Source organism: Stenotrophomonas maltophilia group sp. Smal13 (assembly GCF_030236855.1).
GTDB classification, from domain to species: Bacteria; Pseudomonadota; Gammaproteobacteria; order Xanthomonadales; family Xanthomonadaceae; genus Stenotrophomonas; species Stenotrophomonas maltophilia_A.
The window spans coordinates 1-16,154 of record NZ_JASJSQ010000050.1; the positions used below are offsets into that span (position 1 = coordinate 1).

Below are 16,154 nucleotides of genomic sequence, written 5' to 3' on the forward strand. Positions count from 1 at the left end.
GGGGCTGTAGCTGCTGAGCGTAGCGGGTGCAGGGCGCAGCCCTGCCGTACCCCTACCCCCTGGCCATTGACTGCCACCACTGTGACAGCAGCTCCGGCCTGCGCAGGCGCTCTCGCCACCAGCGCAGTGCGGCGCCATCCTCGCCGGTGCGCCAGGCCAGCCAGAAGGTCTCTTCCGGCTTGTGCTCCTCCACCTCGCGGATCACCAGCTGGCCACGCGCCACCGCCGCACGCGCGCAGGGCTCGGGCAGGAAACCGAAGCCCACGCCTTCGCACTGCAACTTCAGCTTGCTGGCCATGTCCGGCACCGTCAGCATCTCCTGCCCCATCAACAGACCGACCGTGCGCGGCAGCAGCCGCCGCGCCGAATCGGAGACCGCGATCGCGCAGTGCTCGACCAGCTGCTCGCGTCCGAGCACGCCCGGCACTGCAGCCAACGGATGACCGGGGGCGACCGCGAACACGAACTCCACCGTACCCAGCGGCTCGACCACGTAACCGCCGCCGCTGGGACCCTCGCCCGGCGCACCAACCAGCAGGTCGGCACGGCGGTCCAGCAAGGCCTCCCAGGTACCGGACAGGGCCTCACCGATCAACCGCAGCCGGGTCGGCGCCTCGGCCTCACGAAACGCGGCGATGTCCGGGCCGAGCAGCCAGGTCGGGAACACCGAGTCCACCGCCAGGGTCAGTTCGGTCTCCCAGCCCGACGCCACCCGGCGCACCCGCAGTTCCAGCTCGCGGGCCGCGCGCAGCAGATGCCGCCCCTCGTCCAGCAGGGCGCGTCCGGCCTCGGTCGGCTCGGCGCGCGGGCCGACCCGGTCGAACAGCTGTACGCCCAGGTCCTCCTCCAGCTTGGCCACGGTGTAGGAGATGGTCGAAGGCACCTTGTGCAGGGCCTTGCCGGCGCCGGCGAACGAGCCGCGGCGGTCGATGGCGTCCAGGATCTGCAGGGCATCGAGACTGAGTTTGAGCATTCGAATTTTTCGATGATGGCTGTCAAAACTATCCGTTTTTCAAACCCCGGGCGCAAGCGGATACTTCTCTCCAACGGGGAAACACAGCGGCTACCAGCCCACCCCGCTCCATCGAAACCATCGAACAAGGAGATTCCATCATGCTGCAGATCCGCAAGAGCGCTACCCGTGGCCTGGCCGAGCATGGCTGGCTGTCCTCGCGCCATACCTTCTCCTTCGCCAACTACTACGACCCCCGCTACGTCAGCTTCGGACCGCTGCGGGTGATCAACGAAGACAAGGTGATCGGCGGCCATGGCTTCGGCACCCACAGCCACAGCAACATGGAGATCGTTTCCTATGTGCTGGGCGGCGCGCTGGAGCACAAGGACTCGATGGGCACCGGTTCGGTGCTGCGTTACGGCGACGTGCAGCGCATGAGTGCCGGCAGCGGTGTCAGCCACAGCGAGTTCAATCACTCCGCCGACGAGACCGTGCACTTCCTGCAGATCTGGATCTTCCCGGACGCAGAGAACATCACCCCGTCCTACGAGGAGACCCACTTCGCCCCGGAAACCAAGCGCGGCCAGCTGCGCCTGATCGCCTCGCCGAACGGTGCCGACGGTTCGCTGCGCATCCACCAGGATGCCCGCATCTTCGCCACCATCCTCGATGGCGGCCAGAAGCTGCACCACGCCCTCGGCAACGGTCGTGGCGCCTATGTGCAGGTGGCCCGAGGCCAGCTGCAGGTCAATGGCATCACCCTGGAAGCCGGTGATGCGCTGCAGGTCAGCGACGAAGCGCAGCTGACCCTGGAGAACGGCAACGACGCCGAAGTGCTGGTGTTCGACCTGCCGCTGTAATGACAACGCCCGCGATGCCGAAAAGCATCGCGGGCGTATTTGTAGAGCCGAGCCATGCTCGGCTGCGGTTTGACAGCCAGCCGAGCGCGGGCTCGGCTCTACAGCACCACCGGCGTCAGAACTTGTACGTCATCGCCAACCGCACATTGCGCGGCTCACCCCAGGTGTAGGTGCTGTACCAGCTGAAGATCGTGTAGTAACGCTTGTCCAGCAGGTTGTTGACGTTGAGCGTGGCCGACAGGCGATCGTTGAATTCATAGCGCGCCATCGCATCCAGCAGCCAATAAGGCTGGGTGCGATGCACCACCTTGGCCTGCGTGGCCGGGTTGGTGATCTCGCCGAAAGTGGAATCCTGCCAGCGCGCGCCACCGCCCAGCGTCAGCCCCTTCCAGTCGCCACGCAGGCGGTAGCTGGTGTGCAGGCTGAACTGGTTTTCCGGCTCCAGTGTGGTCACCTTGGCACCGGCCTGGCGGGCGATCTTGTGCGAGAACCCACCCTGCACCTGCCAGCCCTCGGCCAGCTGGCCCGACATTTCCAGCTCGTAACCCTTGGTACGCACGCCCATCAGGGCGCGATAGGCATCCTGCCCGTCCGGTGTCTTGCCACCAGTGGGCTGGGCGAAGTTGTCCTGGTCGAGCTGGAACAGCGCCGCACTGGCGTTGAAGCGCCCATCGAGGAACTCGGCCTTCAGGCCCATCTCGTAGCTGCGGCCTTCCAGCGGATCCAGTGCCTTGCCCTGCTCGTCGCGTTCGCTATGCGGTTTGAAGATGGTGCTGTAGCTGGCATACACCGAATAGTGCTCGCCAAGGTCGTAGACCACGCCGGCATACGGCACGAACACGCCGGTCTCGCGCGTGTCCGGCGAGCGGTAGCTGGCCAGGCGACTGCCCACGATCACCTTCAGTGGATCGGCCACGTCGAAACGGCCGACCACATACAGGCCGTTCTCACGCGTCACTTCGTTGTTGCTGTAGCTGCGCTGCCACTCCGGCTCGGGAATGTCGCCATTCCAGGTTCTGTAGTCCGGCACGGTATCCGGGAACCCCGCCTGCGGGCCGTAGCCGGTATTGGTCCAGCGCTTGCGCGAGGCGCTGCCACCGACCACCAGCTCATGCTCCCGCCCGAACAGGCCGAAATGACCGCTCACATAGAAGTCGGCAGCATTGCTGACGGTCTTGCCAACGTACTTGCCGAGCCACAGGCTGACGCCCTCGCCGGTCAACGGATCGGGATTGCCGGCGGCGGCGCCGGCCAGTGCGGCGTCATAGCCGTTGACCTGGTGGTTGAGTTGCAGCTTGGCCACCCAATCGTTGGCGAAGGTATGCTCGAGCGTGGCAAAACCGGTGCGCACATACTGGCGCCAGCCACTCCAGCGGGTGCCGTTGTTGAACGAACGCGGCATGTCATTGAAGTTGCCGGCACTGTCCAGCAGCGGGATGCCACCCCAGGTCGAGCCCTTCGGGTCGCTGTCCATCGCATCGCCACCCACGGTCAGCAGGGTGCGCTCGCCCAGATCGGCTTCCAGCACCGCGTAGCCCACCTTGCTGGTGCGCTGGTAGAAGTCGAGATTGGAATGCTTGTCCTGCCAGGCGCCCACCGCACGACCGCGCACGCGTCCATCGGCGGTCAACGGGCCGCCAACATCGATCTCGGCACGATAGTCATCCCAGCGGCCGACACCCAGCGTGGCACTGCCGGCGAACTCCTTGCCCGGCTTCTTGCGCACCAGGTTGATGGTCGCGCCCGGATCGCCCATGCCGGTCAGCAGGCCGGTCGCGCCCTTGAGCACTTCGATGCGGTCATAGATCGCGGTATCGCTGAGCGTGTTGCCCGCCGAATAGGCCGAGTCACGCGACATCGGGATGCCGTCGTACTGGAAGTTCTGCACGGCAAATCCACGTGCGTAGTACTCGGTGCGCTCGCTGTCGTAGGTGACGATGCTGATGCCCGGGGTCACCCGCATCACGTCATCGATGCCGTTCAGGCCAAAGTCGTCCATCTGAGCGCGGGTAATGACGCTGATGGTCTGCGGGGTCTGCCGCGGGGTCAGCACCAGGCGGGTGGCGGTGGCGATGGTGCCGGGCGTGTACGCGCCGCTGCCCTCGGTGATGGTGCCGAGCAGGTTGGCGGTGACCTGCACGGTCTGCAGGGTCTGCGACGCCGGGGCCTCGGCGGCCTTGTCCGGCTCGGCGGCGGACTGCGCGGCTGCGATGCCGCTGCTGGCCAGTGCGGTGATCAGCAGGCCCTGGGCAAGCGCCTGCGGCAACGCACGGCGACGCGGCAAGGGGGACGGAATACGGGCATCAGGCACAGACAGCACGACGGGACCTCCACGATCGGGTGGGATCCTCTGGCGGCGGCTGGAGGGAAGACGGGGACGCGGCCGGATGGCCGCAGGCGCAGGAGTGTACTCCCCTGCGCCCCGGCTGTCGTGCGATGTGCTGTGGTGCGGCGCGCTGCCGCAGGCTCAGCCGCCGATGGCGGCGCAGGCCTCCAGGATCAGCGCGGTCACCTCCTTCGGCTGCGAGGCCAACGAGGCATGGCTGGCATCCAGCTCCAGCAGTCGCTTGGGCTGCATGCGCGTGGCCATGGCCCTCTGGTTTTCCGGCGCGATCATGCGGTCGTGGCGGGACAGCTGGTACCAGCTCGGCTTGTGCTTCCACGCCGGGTCGCTGATCACATCGCCGAATGTGCTGGCCAGCGGCGCCTTCTGGGTCACCGCCATCACCCGGCCTTCGTCGTCGCTCAGGTCCTGGCAGAAGCTTTCATGGAACTTGTCGGCGCGCAGCCACAGGTAACCATCACTGTCCGGCGCCAGGTTCGGTGCCGCTTCCGGCAGATGCTGCTGGGTGATGCCACCGGGGCTCTCGCCGGCATCCGGGGCGAACGCTGCGATATAGACCAGGCCCTTCACGTTGTCCTCGTTGCCGGCCTGGCTGATCACCGCGCCGCCATAGGAGTGGCCGACCAGCAGCACCGGCCCGTCGATCTGCCGGATCATTTTCCGGGTGCGTCCTGCATCATCAGCCAACGACGTGAGCGGCAACTCCACCGCCTGCACGCGGTCATGGCCGTTGCGATGCAGCTCCAGGATCACTTTGGCCCAGTGTGCGGCCCCGCCCCAGAAACCATGGACGAGGAGGATGGTCGGTGTCGTGCTCATGTACGGATCTCCGGCAGCGGCCGGCGGAATGCCGACCGTGTCGCCACTGTCCGTCTTTGGCGTTAATCAGCGGTGACGCATTCGGGTCACTGCAATCGTATGCGTCGCTGGATGTCATGCATGGCACTTGCCGATCCCGCTTGAGAACGTTTTCATGGATGATCCTTGGAGCTTCGTATCGCGCATGACGCCTTCATCCCCACGTGCCCAGCAGCACGCCACCCGCGCTGCCTTCTTCATTCCCGGATTCGCCACCGCCGCCTGGGCACCGATGGTGCCCTACGCCAAGGCCAAGGCCGGGCTGTCCGACGCCAGCCTCGGCGCGGTGCTGCTGTGCCTCGGGCTCGGCTCACTGCTGGCGATGCCACTGGCAGGTGCGCTGACCGGGCGGCTGGGATGCCGCCGGGTGATGGTGATCACCTGCGCGATGATGCTGTGCGCCCTGCCCTTGCTGGTGCTGGCGCCCTCTCCGGTAGCGCTGGGCGCGGCCCTGTTCGTGTTCGGCGCCGGCGTCGGTGCACTGGATTGTGCGATGAACATGCAGGCGGTCGCGGTCGAGCGCGACGCCGGGCGCGCGATGATGTCCGGATTCCATGCCTTCTACAGCATCGGCGGCTTCGTCGGTGCCGGCTGCATGACCGGCATCCTGATCCTGGGTACGCCGCTGTGGCTGGCCGCGTTGGTTTCGGTGGCCGCTCTGCTGCTGGTGGCAGTGCTGTCGGCACCGCACTGGCGCCCACAACGGATCCTGCATGAAGGCCCCCTGCTGGCACTGCCGCATGGCGTGGTGCTGTTCATCGGCGTGCTGGCCTTCGTGGTGTTCCTCGCCGAGGGCTCGATGCTGGACTGGAGCGCGGTGTTCCTCGCCGAAGTGCGGCAGGTGCCACGTGACCAGGCCGGTGCCGGCTTCGCACTGTTCACCCTGGCGATGACCGCGATGCGCCTGTTCGGCGACGGCATCGTCGAGCGCCTCGGCCGGACCCGCACCCTGGTCTTCGGCGGCATCACCGCTGCTGCGGGTTTCACCCTGGCGACGCTGGTGCCATCGTTCCCGGTGGCGCTGGCCGGCTACGTACTGGTCGGGCTGGGCTGCGCCAACATCGTGCCGGCGCTGTTCTCGATGGCGGGCCAACAGCGGGTGATGCCGGAGAGCATCGCCATCACCGCGGTCACCACGCTGGGCTACGCCGGCATCCTCGCCGGACCGGCAGCGATCGGCGCACTCGCACACGCTACCAGCCTCGGCTTCGCCTTCCTCTGCGTGGCCGCGCTGCTGCTGGGCGTCGCGGCGTCTGCGCGCTCGCTGGCAAGACGGGTGGCCTGACAGAAAAAAGGGGACGGAGGGGATTAAGTCGTTTCTGGCCCAGCTGTGCGGGAAACGACTTAATCCCCTCCGTCCCCTTTTCTCAGCTGCGTGTCAGCCACTCGGCCTGGGCCGGCAGCTGGGGCGCCGGGCAAGCACTCTGCGGATGGTGCTCGTCGCGCGCCATCCAGTCATCGACCACGCCCGCCAGCAGGTCCAGTCGCAGCGGCAGGGTGATGTGGTCCTCGCCGCGCATCTCGATGTAGTGCGCGCGCGGATTGGCCTGCGCCAGTTCGCGGCCCTGGCTGACCGGAATGTGCTGGTCGCCCTGGCCGTGCAGCAGCAGTACGCAGGCGCGGGTATCGGCCAGCGCGCGCGCTACATCCACGCGGTCCAGATCGACGTCGATGCGGCGGCTGGCGGCGGCGATCACCTGGTTGATGTCCTGGCCGCCGTAGCGCCAGCGCGCGTACGACGCCACCGCCTGCGCCTTCAGGCCTTCCGGCTGCAGTCCCATCAGGTGCGGGATCATCGTGCGGATCGCCACACCGGCATTGGCGAACGATTCCATCGCCACCACGCCTTCCACCTGGTCGCCCAGCTTGTCGGCGGTGAACACCGCTGTGGCGGCGCCATAGGACACGCCGAACAGGTACAGCGGGCCGTTTACTTCACCACGTGCACGCAGCTCGCCGATTACATCCACCACATCGTCGGATTCATAGGTGCCGTATCCGGACGGACCTGCACCGGACTGCCCATGGTTGCGCAGGTCCAGCGTGATCACGCGATAGCCGGATTCGGCCAGCTGCAGCGACCACGGCAGCATCGAATCGCCGTTCATCATCCAACCGTGCAGCAGCACTACGGTGCCGCGCGGGGCCTGCGCGCGGAACGGCTGCGGTACTGCCAGGCTCAGGCCGGTATCCAGCGGCAGGCCGTTCTCGTGGCGCTGCGGCAGGTAGTGGTAACGCGCGCCGTAATCGCCGGGATCGAATACACGCCAGAAGATCGGCACGCCATCGCGGCCCGGCGCGAAGCCATGGCGGTTGGGCAGTTCGGCGATGGCCGCGGCAATACGCGGGCGATCGAGCAGGGTCGATACGCCACCTGGCGCGATCAGCCTGTCGGCGAGCGAGGTGGACGAGGCATTGATCGAGGAGGAGCATGCAGCCAGCCACAGGCCGGCGCACGCCAGCAACAACAGCAGCAGGCGCTTCATGGGCAATCGGGGAAAAGGTGCGACAGCGTGGCAGGTTAGCGACGCGGGCGTGGGCCATCTATCGCGCGCGGATGACGGCTTGATGACAACGCAGGAACGATTCAGCTTGGTGTACAAGCTGTATCCGTTCAGTCATTGATCCGGATCAATGAACGCGCGCGCGGGATTGCCCACAGTGCCGCCATGCGCACCTCGCTCAAGCTCGCCATTGCCCTGGCCGCCACGTTTGCCGCCGCCTACGGCATCGCCCGCACCACGCCGTACTGGTTCGCACCGCGACAGACGGCGCAGGTCGACATCCACGATCCGACGCTGATCGCGCAGGGACAGTACCTGTCGCGCGCCGCCGACTGCGCCGCCTGCCACACTGCACCGGGCGGCAAGCCGTTCGCCGGTGGCCTCGGTATGCAGACGCCGATGGGCACGATCTACTCGACCAACATCACGCCCGATCCGGACACCGGCATTGGCGCCTACGACTACGCCGACTTCGAGCGCGCGGTACGTCGCGGCATCCGTCACGATGGGCAGCCGTTGTATCCGGCAATGCCGTATGCCTCATACGTGATCGCCAGCGATGCCGAGATCAAGGCGCTGTACGCCTACTTCATGGGCTCGGTGCAGCCGGTGAAGCAGGGCAACGCCGACAGCACGATCCCGTGGCCGGCCAACATGCGCTGGCCACTGGCCTGGTGGCAGCTGCTGTTCGCACGCCCGCGTACGTTCAACCCGGATCCGTCGCTGGATGCCGGCCAGCAGCGCGGCGCCGAACTGGTGGAAGGCCTGGCCCACTGCGGCGCCTGCCACACGCCACGTGGCCTGGCGTTCCAGGAAAAGGCGATGGCCGATGATGGCAGCCGCCAGTTCCTGTCCGGCTCGGTGCTGGAAGGCTGGTATGCGAAGAACCTGCGCAATGAATCAACCGGTCTGGCCAGCTGGAACGAGGGCGAGATCGTCGACTTCCTGCGCACCGGACGCACCGATCGCTCCGCGGCCTTCGGCGGTATGGCCGACGTGGTCGAGCACAGCACGCAGTACCTGTCCGACGCCGACCTGCTGGCGATGGCCCGCTACCTGAAACAGCTGCCGGCGCGCGAGGGCCGCAGTGCGCAGTGGTCGCCGGGTACCGACACCACCACCGCCGCACTACGCAGTGGCGACTATCGCGTGGCCGGCTCGCTGGCCTATGCCGAGCGTTGCCAGGCCTGCCATCGCGCCGACGGCCGCGGCATGCCACGGGTCTACCCGGCGCTGGCCGGCAACTCGATCGTGTTCGCCGATGATCCCAGCTCGCTGGTACAGGTAACCCTGATCGGCGGCCGCACGCCGCATACCCCGCACGACCGCATGGCCTTCACCATGCCCGGTTTCGAGCAGCTGCCGAATGCACAGCTGGCACAGATCCTGACCTTCATCCGCAGCAGCTGGGGCAACCAGGCCAGCGCGGTGAGCGAGGTCGACGTGGCGCGCATGCGCCGGGTGGTGCGTGACAAGCCGGTGCACTACGTTCCGCAGGAGGCCGCACGATGAAACGTTCGCGCAAACGCTCCCGCCTGCTGGTCGGCAGCGTGGTCACCCTCGTGCTGCTGGCCGGCGCCGGCACCCTCGCCTATCGCCATCTGTACCCGGACCTGGATGCTGCCGTAGCCAGCACGATCGATATCCTCGATGCGCAGGGCAAGGTGGTCGGCCATTACCACGCACCCAGCGCCGAGGAGATCGCCGGGCTCGGCAATGCCGAATCGGTGATGCTTGGCCGCCGCCTCCTCAACGAGACCGCACGGCTGCTGCCGGACAACGTCGGCAACGATCTGAACTGCAATTCGTGCCACATGGCCGAGGGCAAGCGACCGTTCGGCAACCACTACTTCAATACGGGCGGCGGCGCCTATCCGCGTTACATGCCGCGCCCGGGCAAGGTGATCGGGCTGACCGAGCGCATCAATGGCTGCCTGCAGCGCTCGATGAACGGCAAGCCGCTACCGAAGGACTCACCGCAGATGCGCGCCATGCTCGACTATATGGCGTGGCTGAGCAGTCCCGTGCCAGACGGTGCAAAGGTGGCCGCCCCCAGCGAGGGCCCCATCGACAGCACGCTGACCCCGGACCCGATCCGTGGCCAGGCGCTGTACGCCGTGCAGTGTGCCGCCTGCCATGGCGACAACGGCGAAGGCCGGCGCGACGCCAGCGGTGACATCGCCTTCCCGCCGCTGTGGGGCGACCACAGCTTCAACATCGGCGCCGGCATGGCGCGCCTGTACAAGGCGGCCGGTTTCGTCAAGCACAACATGCCGCCGGCGGTGACCCGCGAGCCGCCACTGGGGCAGCAGGTGATGCCCGACCAGGATGCGGTGGACATCGCCAGCTACTTCATCAACCAACCGCGGCCGGACTTCGCCAACAAGGCCAAGGACTGGCCGCGCGACCCGAAACCCAAGGACGCGCGGTACTGAGGAGGGCGTGGTTCAGCGCTTGACCAGCTCGACCCGGCGATTGCGCGCTTTGCCTTGCTCGCTGCCATTGTCGGCTACCGGCCTGTCGGCACCGAAGCCGGCCGCCTGCAGGCGGTCGGCGGCGATGCCCTTGGCGGTCAACGCCGCCACCACCGACCGCGCACGATCCTCGGACAAGCTGCGGTTGTGCGCGGCCGCGCCGCTGTTGTCGGTGTGGCCTTCAATCGACAGTTTCAGCGACGGGTCGGCACGCAGCAGGTCCAGCACCTGCGCCAGTTGCGGTTCGGACGTCGGCAGGATCTGCGCCTTGTCGGTGGCGAAGTTGACCTGGATCGCCACGCGGCCGTCGCTGTCCAGCTTCTTCTTCAACGCATCGGCCGGCAGCAGCGCCGCGGTCTGGGTGAAACCCTTGCGCTCGACCACGACCCAGCCTGCGCTGAGGTATTCGAGGCGAGCATGCACCCACACCTGGCGGCCATCAGCCAGATCGACGCGATAGACCAGGGTGTCGTAGTTGTCCCAGCTGTAGCTGGCCGCGTTGCCGTAGGACGACTGCACCTGCTTCGACACGCCCTCGGCCGCCTCGTGCGGGATGCGCCCCTCGAACACCTTGGTGCCGTTGACCTGGGCCATCATCGCCTCAAGGTTGCGGCGTACTTCATGCATCGAGTATTCGCGCTCGCCCTTGTCGAAATCGGCAGCGAAGGTGCGGCCCTCGACCGGTTCGAAGTGATCTCCGGTCCAGAACGGGAAGGCATCGAAATCACGCTGCTCGGGCGTGTTGCGCTCACGATAGCCGGCCGGCAGGGACAGGTGCGGGAAACTGTCCGACCACTGCGCGGTGGCCTTGAACGGAACGTCATCCACGACCACCAGACCGGCGCCGTTGCTGTCCACCGCCAGCTGCACCCACACGGTGCGGTTGACCTGGCGCAGCACGTAGACGGTGGTGGGTGCGTCCTGTTCACCGTTCACCGCATCGATGAAGCCACCCCCGATCTCGCCTTCCAGTTGCGGGCCGTAGTAGATGTCGCGCAGCAGCGTGCCTTCAAAGACCTTGCGGCCGCCGGCGGCGGTGATCACGCCGTCGAAGTTGCGCTGCACTTCCAGCGCGGAGAACGCCTTGTCAGGGGCCGCCTCACTGTCGGTCACGATGCGTGCCGACCAGCTCGGACCTTCCGCCCAATGCACACCCTCGCCCATCCGGAACGGGAAGCGCGCCCAGGCGCGCGGGTGCGGGGCGTTCTGCGGCGCGTAGCCCTGCGGCAGGCTGAAGAACGGCAGCTCACCCAGCGTGGTGTCGCTCAGCGGCACGCTGCCGGTGTCGAAAGGCACCAGCGGCACCGGCTTGCCATCGCGGTCGGTGAGTGCGGTGCCGTCGGCGGCGGCCGTTGAACCCGCTGGGGCGGCGGCCGGTGCTGCGGCCTCGTCCGCCGTGGCTGGCGCAGGCGGCGCCACCTCTCCATCCGAGGGCGTCCGGTTGCACCCTGCCAGCAGCACCAGGGCTGCACCTCCCAGCCAGATCTTCGATCGCTTCTGCATCGTCACCACCTCAGGTCCATTGAAGCGCCGAGCATACCCGAAGGCCGTGACCGCCCCCACAGTGCCATCGTTCCTGCGCTGCCACGTCATGCCGATGTCATTGGCGCTGCCGACACTCCGGGGTTTCCTCCCTCTGAAGGTCCGGTTTCGATGCGAACGATTGCGCGTTTTCCCCGTGTCTCGCTGCTGGCCCTGCTGATCGCCCCCGCCCTGGACGCCCTCGCAGAAGCACCGCAGGGCGATACGGGCGAAGCGCGCAGCAGCGATGCGCGTACCCTCGACCAGGTACAGGTGATTGGTCAGGCCACCAGCTACGCGAAGACTTCGGTGCGCGCGGAAACACTGAACCGGCAGACCGTGATGAGCAGCGTCAACGACGCGCTCAACGAAGTGCCCGGCGTGGTGGTCAGCGAGGCCGATGCCACCGGTTCGTCGGTGTGGGGCACGCAGATCAGCATGCGCGGCTTCGTGACCAACCGTGACACCCAGCAGATCGGGACCACCATCGACGGCCTGCCCAATGGCGGCTCGGGCTACGGTGGCGGTTCGCTGGCCAACCGCTACATCGATACCCTGGACCTGGAAACAGTGGAAGTCAGCCAGGGCACTGCCGACATCTCCTCGCGCTCGAACGAGGCGCTGGGTGGCACGCTCAACTTCCTCACCAGCGACCCACTGCAGGACAGCCGCCTGCGCTTCGTGGTCGGTGCCGGTGACAACGAGGCGCGCAAGTACTACGTGCGCTACGACACCGGCCTGCTCGGCGGCCATACCCGCGCCTGGGTCAGCGCTTCTTCCGCACGTGTGCACGACTGGATCGATGGCAGCGGCAAGACCAGCAACGACCACATCGCCGGCAAGTTCATCACCGAGCTGGATCGCTGGACGCTGACCGGCTACCTGTCCTACAACGATGCCGACGAGCCGGAGTACACCAGCGTCTCGCCGAAGGGCTTCGCCACCAATCCGGACCGCGACAACCTGGTCGGCACCCTCACCGGCATTCCGTACCTGGACCAGAACTACCGTTCCGGCTCGCGTGCGCTGCGCGAGAACACCTTCGGCTACCTGCGCGCGGCCTTCGACGGCGGCAACGGCTTCAAGGCCTCGGTGGCGGCTTACGGGCACCGCATGGAAGGTCGTGGCGACTGGCTGCCCCCCTACCTGGCGCAGGTCAGCGATGATGGTGCCGGTCGCCCGGAGTCGGAGTACATCGGTGGAAAGACCGTGTACGGTGGCAGTAACCGCGGCCAGATTTTCTTCGTCAATCCCGATGGCAGCGCCGCGCAGCGCCTGGCCAGCTGCACCCCACGGCTGGGCTTCACTGCCGAGTACGATCCGAACTGCTACGCGGGCAACGTGCTGGGCGCGCAGTCCTACCGCCACACCCACTACGACAACGACCGCATGGGCGTGACCGCCGACGTCGAATGGCGGCAGACCTTCGGTGCGGTCGACAACACGATCCGCGGCGGCCTGTGGGTGGAAAAGCTGGACCGCTCGGCGCGCCGCGACTGGCATCGCCTGCTCAACGTCGGCCAGGACATCGCCTTCGACCATCAGCCGTACTGGGTGCAGTTCGAGGACAAGTACAAGGTTGACGAGCAGATGTACTACGTCGAGGACGTGGCCCGCTTCGGGCCGTTCAGCGCACGCCTGGGCGTGAAGCAGTTCTTCGTCGACCAGTCGCGCCGCCGCGTGATCGGTGCCAGCGAGCACGTCAAATCTGACTCCAAGTCCGATCCGCTGCTGTCCACCGGCTTCACCTGGGCGCCCGGTGTGGAAGGCATGGAGCTGTTCGCTGGCTTCTCGCAGAACTTCGCCGCCATTCCCTCCGGCGTGCTCGGCGAGACCGACCCGCAGCGCTTCCGCAACGTCGAGCCGGAGACCGCCGACAACATCGAAGTCGGCATGCGCATCAGCCGCTGGCCGCTGACCGCGTCGGTCACCCTGTACAACATCAAGTTCGACAACCGCATCGTCTATCTGCCGGCCGGTTTCGTCAGCGGCATCGACTACCTGGGCGAGACCGACGGTGTCTACGAGAACTTCGGTGGCGTGGAAAGCAACGGCCTGGAGGCGGCGTTCGGCTACGGCTGGGACAATGGCTGGCGTCTCAACGCCGCCTATACCTACAACCGCTCCAAGTACCTGGGCAGTGGCGATGCCGCACGTGATACCCAGCTGGGCATCGTCGACGGTGCCAAGGTGATCGGCCAGCCCGAACAGACCCTGGTGCTGTCGGCCGACTGGCAGGGCGAAAACTGGAACTTCGGCCTGTCCGGTCGCTACCTCGGCACGCGCTACCTCGATGCCGCCAACGTCAACAAGCTGCCCTCGGCCACCGTGTTCAACGCCAATATCGGCTTCGACCTGCAGGGCCTGTCGCCGCGCCTGAAGGGCATGGGTGCCAACCTGGTGGTGAGCAACCTCACCGACAAGCGGTATCTTGCAGGGGTGGACGGCCGCGACAACGCCTTCATCGGCGCCCCGCGCACTGTCGGCATCTCCTTCCGTGTGGACCTGTGAGTGAGCCCGTGACTGATATCGGCCGACGCCGGTTGTTGCAGGCCGGCGTTGCCGCCGGCCTTTCCCCGCTGCTGCCCAGCATCGCCCGGGCCGCAGCGATCGCCCCCGCCGCGCAGACGCGCAGCCTCGAAGACCTGCAGCACATTGTGGTGTTCATGCAGGAGAATCGCTCGTTCGACCACTACTTCGGCACGTTGCCGGGCGTGCGTGGTTTCGGCGATCGCTTCGTGGCTCCCGCGCCGGCGCTGCAGGCCGGCGGCCGCACGCGCAGCCTGTGGCTGCAACCCGATGCCAGCGGCACGCGCGCGATCGCACCGTTCCCGCTGGATACCGCTGCGCACTTCGGCTACATGCGGGTGGAGGGCACACCACACACCTGGCCGGACGCACAGCGCGCCTGGGACCACGGCCGCATGGGGCAATGGCCGAAGGCCAAGCAGAACCATTCGATGGGCTACTTCCAGCGCAGCGACCTGCCCTTCCAGTTCGCACTGGCCGATGCCTTCACCATCTGCGACGCCTACCACTGCGCGATGCAGGCCGGAACCAACCCGAACCGGGTGTTCCTGTGGACCGGTCACAATGATGCACACGCGCGTGCTGGCGGCCCGGTGATCGCCAACTCGCACGACAACTTCCCCGAGCACGGCGGGCATCCGGCGTCGTATCGCTGGACCAGCTATGTCGAACGCCTGCAGAAGGCGGGCGTCTCCTGGCAGATCTACCAGGACATGGCTGACAACTTCACCGACAACCCACTGGCCGGCTTCGAGTCTTTCCGCCAGGCCTACCGTGCTGCGCCGGGGCATGACCCGCAGCTGCGCGCGCGTGGGGTCAGCACGCGTGGGCTGGCACAACTGCGCCAGGACGTGGTCGACGGGCGTCTGCCGCAGGTCAGCTTCATCATCGCCGACGCGGCCGGCAGCGAGCATCCCGGCCCCTCCAGCCCGGCCCAGGGCGCGGCCTATACCGCACGCGTGCTGGATGCACTGACCGCCGATCCGGAGGTGTGGAGCCGCACCGCCCTGCTGCTGATGTTCGACGAGAACGACGGCTTCTTCGACCACATGCCGCCACCGGCACCGCCTTCACCGATAAACGGTGGCTGGGCGGGTACGTCTTCGGTCAGTACCGAAGGCGAGTACCACCGCCATCCGGCACCGGGCGACGAGAAGTACGACGCCGCCGAGCTGCGCGGCCGCCCCTATGGGCTGGGTCCGCGCGTGCCGCTGTACGTGATTTCGCCATGGAGCCGCGGTGGCTGGGTCGATTCGCAGGTGTACGACCACACCTCGGTCATACGGCTGATCGAACGCCGCTTCGGCGTGGCCGCACCGGATATCTCACCCTGGCGCCGTGCGGTCTGCGGAGACCTGAGCAACGCCTTCGACTTCGCCCAGCGCGATACCCGCCCGTTCATACACGGCCTGCCCGATGTGAGCGCGGTGGCCGCACGTGCCGCCGCCCTGCCGGGACGCACCGTGCCGGCGTTGCCGGAGGGGCTGGAACCGGCGCAACAGGAACGTGGCGTACGCCCGGCGCGTGCCCTGCCCTACCGGCCGCAGGCATCGATTGCTGCGATCGACACATCGGGCGTGGAACTGGTGTTGTCCTGCGAAGGTGCGGCAGCGGTCCTGCATGTCTACGATCGGCTACGGCTGGGTGCGGTGCCACGCCGCTATACACTGATACCGGGCACGCCACTGCGGGAGCGCTGGCCGCTGGATGTGCACGGTCGCTACGACCTTTGGCTGCTGGGCCCGAACGGCTTCCACCGTCACTTCCAGGGCGCTGCCAAAGGACCCGTTGTGCATGCGTCGGTCGAGCGCGCCGACGGCCAGCTGCGGCTGCACCTGCGCAATCTGGGTGAAAGTGCACAGCAAGTGCGCGTGCATGCCGGTGCCTATGCCGGGCACATGCCCGAGCAGACGCTGGCACTGCCCGCGGATGCAGAGACTTCGTTGGCGTGGGATGCAACGCCTACCGCCGGCTGGTATGACCTGCAGGTCAGCGCAGGTGAGAGTGTGCTGCGCCTGGCGGGCCGCGCCGAGGATGGGCATCCTGGCACCAGCGACCCGGCGATGGGCAGCGAACCACTGCGGTTCGAGCACGATTGAGCCGCTCCGC

Annotated in this window: 11 protein-coding genes; 6 read left to right on the forward strand and 5 right to left on the reverse strand. The window is 67.1% G+C overall.

Annotated features, from left to right (window positions below; all coding sequences use genetic code 11):
* Positions 1 to 52: 52 nt before the first annotated feature.
* Positions 53 to 973 (reverse strand): LysR family transcriptional regulator, encoded by a 921-nt coding sequence (locus QRO95_RS16055; protein ID WP_049461318.1) that lies wholly within the window; start codon positions 971 to 973, stop codon positions 53 to 55.
* Positions 974 to 1,113: 140 nt separating this feature from the next.
* On the opposite strand from QRO95_RS16055, the gene QRO95_RS16060 reads away from it, so the two are divergent.
* Complete coding sequence (locus tag QRO95_RS16060; RefSeq protein ID WP_285302981.1) at positions 1,114 to 1,815, forward strand: pirin family protein; 702 nt, start codon at positions 1,114 to 1,116, stop codon at positions 1,813 to 1,815.
* A gap of 115 nt (positions 1,816 to 1,930) precedes the next feature.
* Here the strand turns inward: QRO95_RS16060 and QRO95_RS16065 are convergent, their stop codons facing one another.
* Together QRO95_RS16065 and QRO95_RS16070 are read right to left on the reverse strand one after the other, a co-directional pair.
* The gene (locus tag QRO95_RS16065) at positions 1,931 to 4,135 is read right to left on the reverse strand and encodes a TonB-dependent siderophore receptor (RefSeq protein ID WP_285302982.1); all 2,205 of its coding nucleotides are present in this window, start codon (positions 4,133 to 4,135) and stop codon (positions 1,931 to 1,933) included.
* A gap of 147 nt (positions 4,136 to 4,282) precedes the next feature.
* On the reverse strand, positions 4,283 to 4,978 hold the full coding sequence (locus QRO95_RS16070) for an alpha/beta hydrolase (RefSeq protein ID WP_285302983.1): 696 nt from the start codon (positions 4,976 to 4,978) through the stop codon (positions 4,283 to 4,285).
* 184 nt (positions 4,979 to 5,162) lie between these two features.
* Between QRO95_RS16070 and QRO95_RS16075 the strand changes: the two genes are divergently transcribed.
* Positions 5,163 to 6,302 carry an MFS transporter gene (locus QRO95_RS16075; RefSeq protein ID WP_285302994.1) on the forward strand — a complete coding sequence of 380 codons (1,140 nt, stop codon included), beginning with the start codon at positions 5,163 to 5,165 and terminating at the stop codon, positions 6,300 to 6,302.
* A gap of 82 nt (positions 6,303 to 6,384) precedes the next feature.
* Here QRO95_RS16075 and QRO95_RS16080 read toward each other — a convergent pair whose 3' ends face one another.
* Entirely contained in the window at positions 6,385 to 7,503 is a 1,119-nt protein-coding gene (locus QRO95_RS16080) for an alpha/beta fold hydrolase (RefSeq protein WP_285302984.1), read from the reverse strand.
* Between the two features lie 183 nt (positions 7,504 to 7,686).
* Between QRO95_RS16080 and QRO95_RS16085 the strand changes: the two genes are divergently transcribed.
* Positions 7,687 to 9,033 carry a cytochrome c gene (locus tag QRO95_RS16085; protein WP_285302985.1) on the forward strand — a complete coding sequence of 449 codons (1,347 nt, stop codon included), beginning with the start codon at positions 7,687 to 7,689 and terminating at the stop codon, positions 9,031 to 9,033.
* The gene (locus QRO95_RS16090; protein ID WP_032128430.1) at positions 9,030 to 9,956 is read left to right on the forward strand and encodes a c-type cytochrome; all 927 of its coding nucleotides are present in this window, start codon (positions 9,030 to 9,032) and stop codon (positions 9,954 to 9,956) included. The genes QRO95_RS16085 and QRO95_RS16090 overlap by 4 nt, the downstream gene beginning before the upstream one ends.
* 12 nt (positions 9,957 to 9,968) lie before the next feature.
* Here the strand turns inward: QRO95_RS16090 and QRO95_RS16095 are convergent, their stop codons facing one another.
* On the reverse strand, positions 9,969 to 11,498 hold the full coding sequence (locus QRO95_RS16095) for an OmpA family protein (RefSeq protein ID WP_285302986.1): 1,530 nt from the start codon (positions 11,496 to 11,498) through the stop codon (positions 9,969 to 9,971).
* Between the two features lie 150 nt (positions 11,499 to 11,648).
* On the opposite strand from QRO95_RS16095, the gene QRO95_RS16100 reads away from it, so the two are divergent.
* Positions 11,649 to 14,027: a TonB-dependent receptor gene (locus QRO95_RS16100; RefSeq protein ID WP_121503741.1), complete on the forward strand. Its 2,379-nt coding sequence runs from the start codon at positions 11,649 to 11,651 to the stop codon at positions 14,025 to 14,027.
* Positions 14,028 to 14,035: 8 nt separating this feature from the next.
* On the forward strand, positions 14,036 to 16,144 hold the full coding sequence (locus QRO95_RS16105) for a phosphocholine-specific phospholipase C (RefSeq protein WP_285302987.1): 2,109 nt from the start codon (positions 14,036 to 14,038) through the stop codon (positions 16,142 to 16,144).
* Positions 16,145 to 16,154 lie beyond the last annotated feature (10 nt).

What these genes read in the sequence shown, in the direction of transcription:
- QRO95_RS16085 (WP_285302985.1), top strand. Translation starts at nt 7,687, where the DNA reads ATGCGCACCTCGCTCAAGCTCGCCATTGCCCTGGCCGCCACGTTTGCC.
- QRO95_RS16060 (WP_285302981.1), top strand. Translation starts at nt 1,114, where the DNA reads ATGCTGCAGATCCGCAAGAGCGCTACCCGTGGCCTGGCCGAGCATGGC.
- QRO95_RS16075 (WP_285302994.1), top strand. Translation starts at nt 5,163, where the DNA reads ATGACGCCTTCATCCCCACGTGCCCAGCAGCACGCCACCCGCGCTGCC.
- QRO95_RS16100 (WP_121503741.1), top strand. Translation starts at nt 11,649, where the DNA reads ATGCGAACGATTGCGCGTTTTCCCCGTGTCTCGCTGCTGGCCCTGCTG.
- QRO95_RS16090 (WP_032128430.1), top strand. Translation starts at nt 9,030, where the DNA reads ATGAAACGTTCGCGCAAACGCTCCCGCCTGCTGGTCGGCAGCGTGGTC.
- QRO95_RS16095 (WP_285302986.1), bottom strand. Translation starts at nt 11,498, where the DNA reads ATGCAGAAGCGATCGAAGATCTGGCTGGGAGGTGCAGCCCTGGTGCTG.
- QRO95_RS16055 (WP_049461318.1), bottom strand. Translation starts at nt 973, where the DNA reads ATGCTCAAACTCAGTCTCGATGCCCTGCAGATCCTGGACGCCATCGAC.
- QRO95_RS16080 (WP_285302984.1), bottom strand. Translation starts at nt 7,503, where the DNA reads ATGAAGCGCCTGCTGCTGTTGTTGCTGGCGTGCGCCGGCCTGTGGCTG.
- QRO95_RS16070 (WP_285302983.1), bottom strand. Translation starts at nt 4,978, where the DNA reads ATGAGCACGACACCGACCATCCTCCTCGTCCATGGTTTCTGGGGCGGG.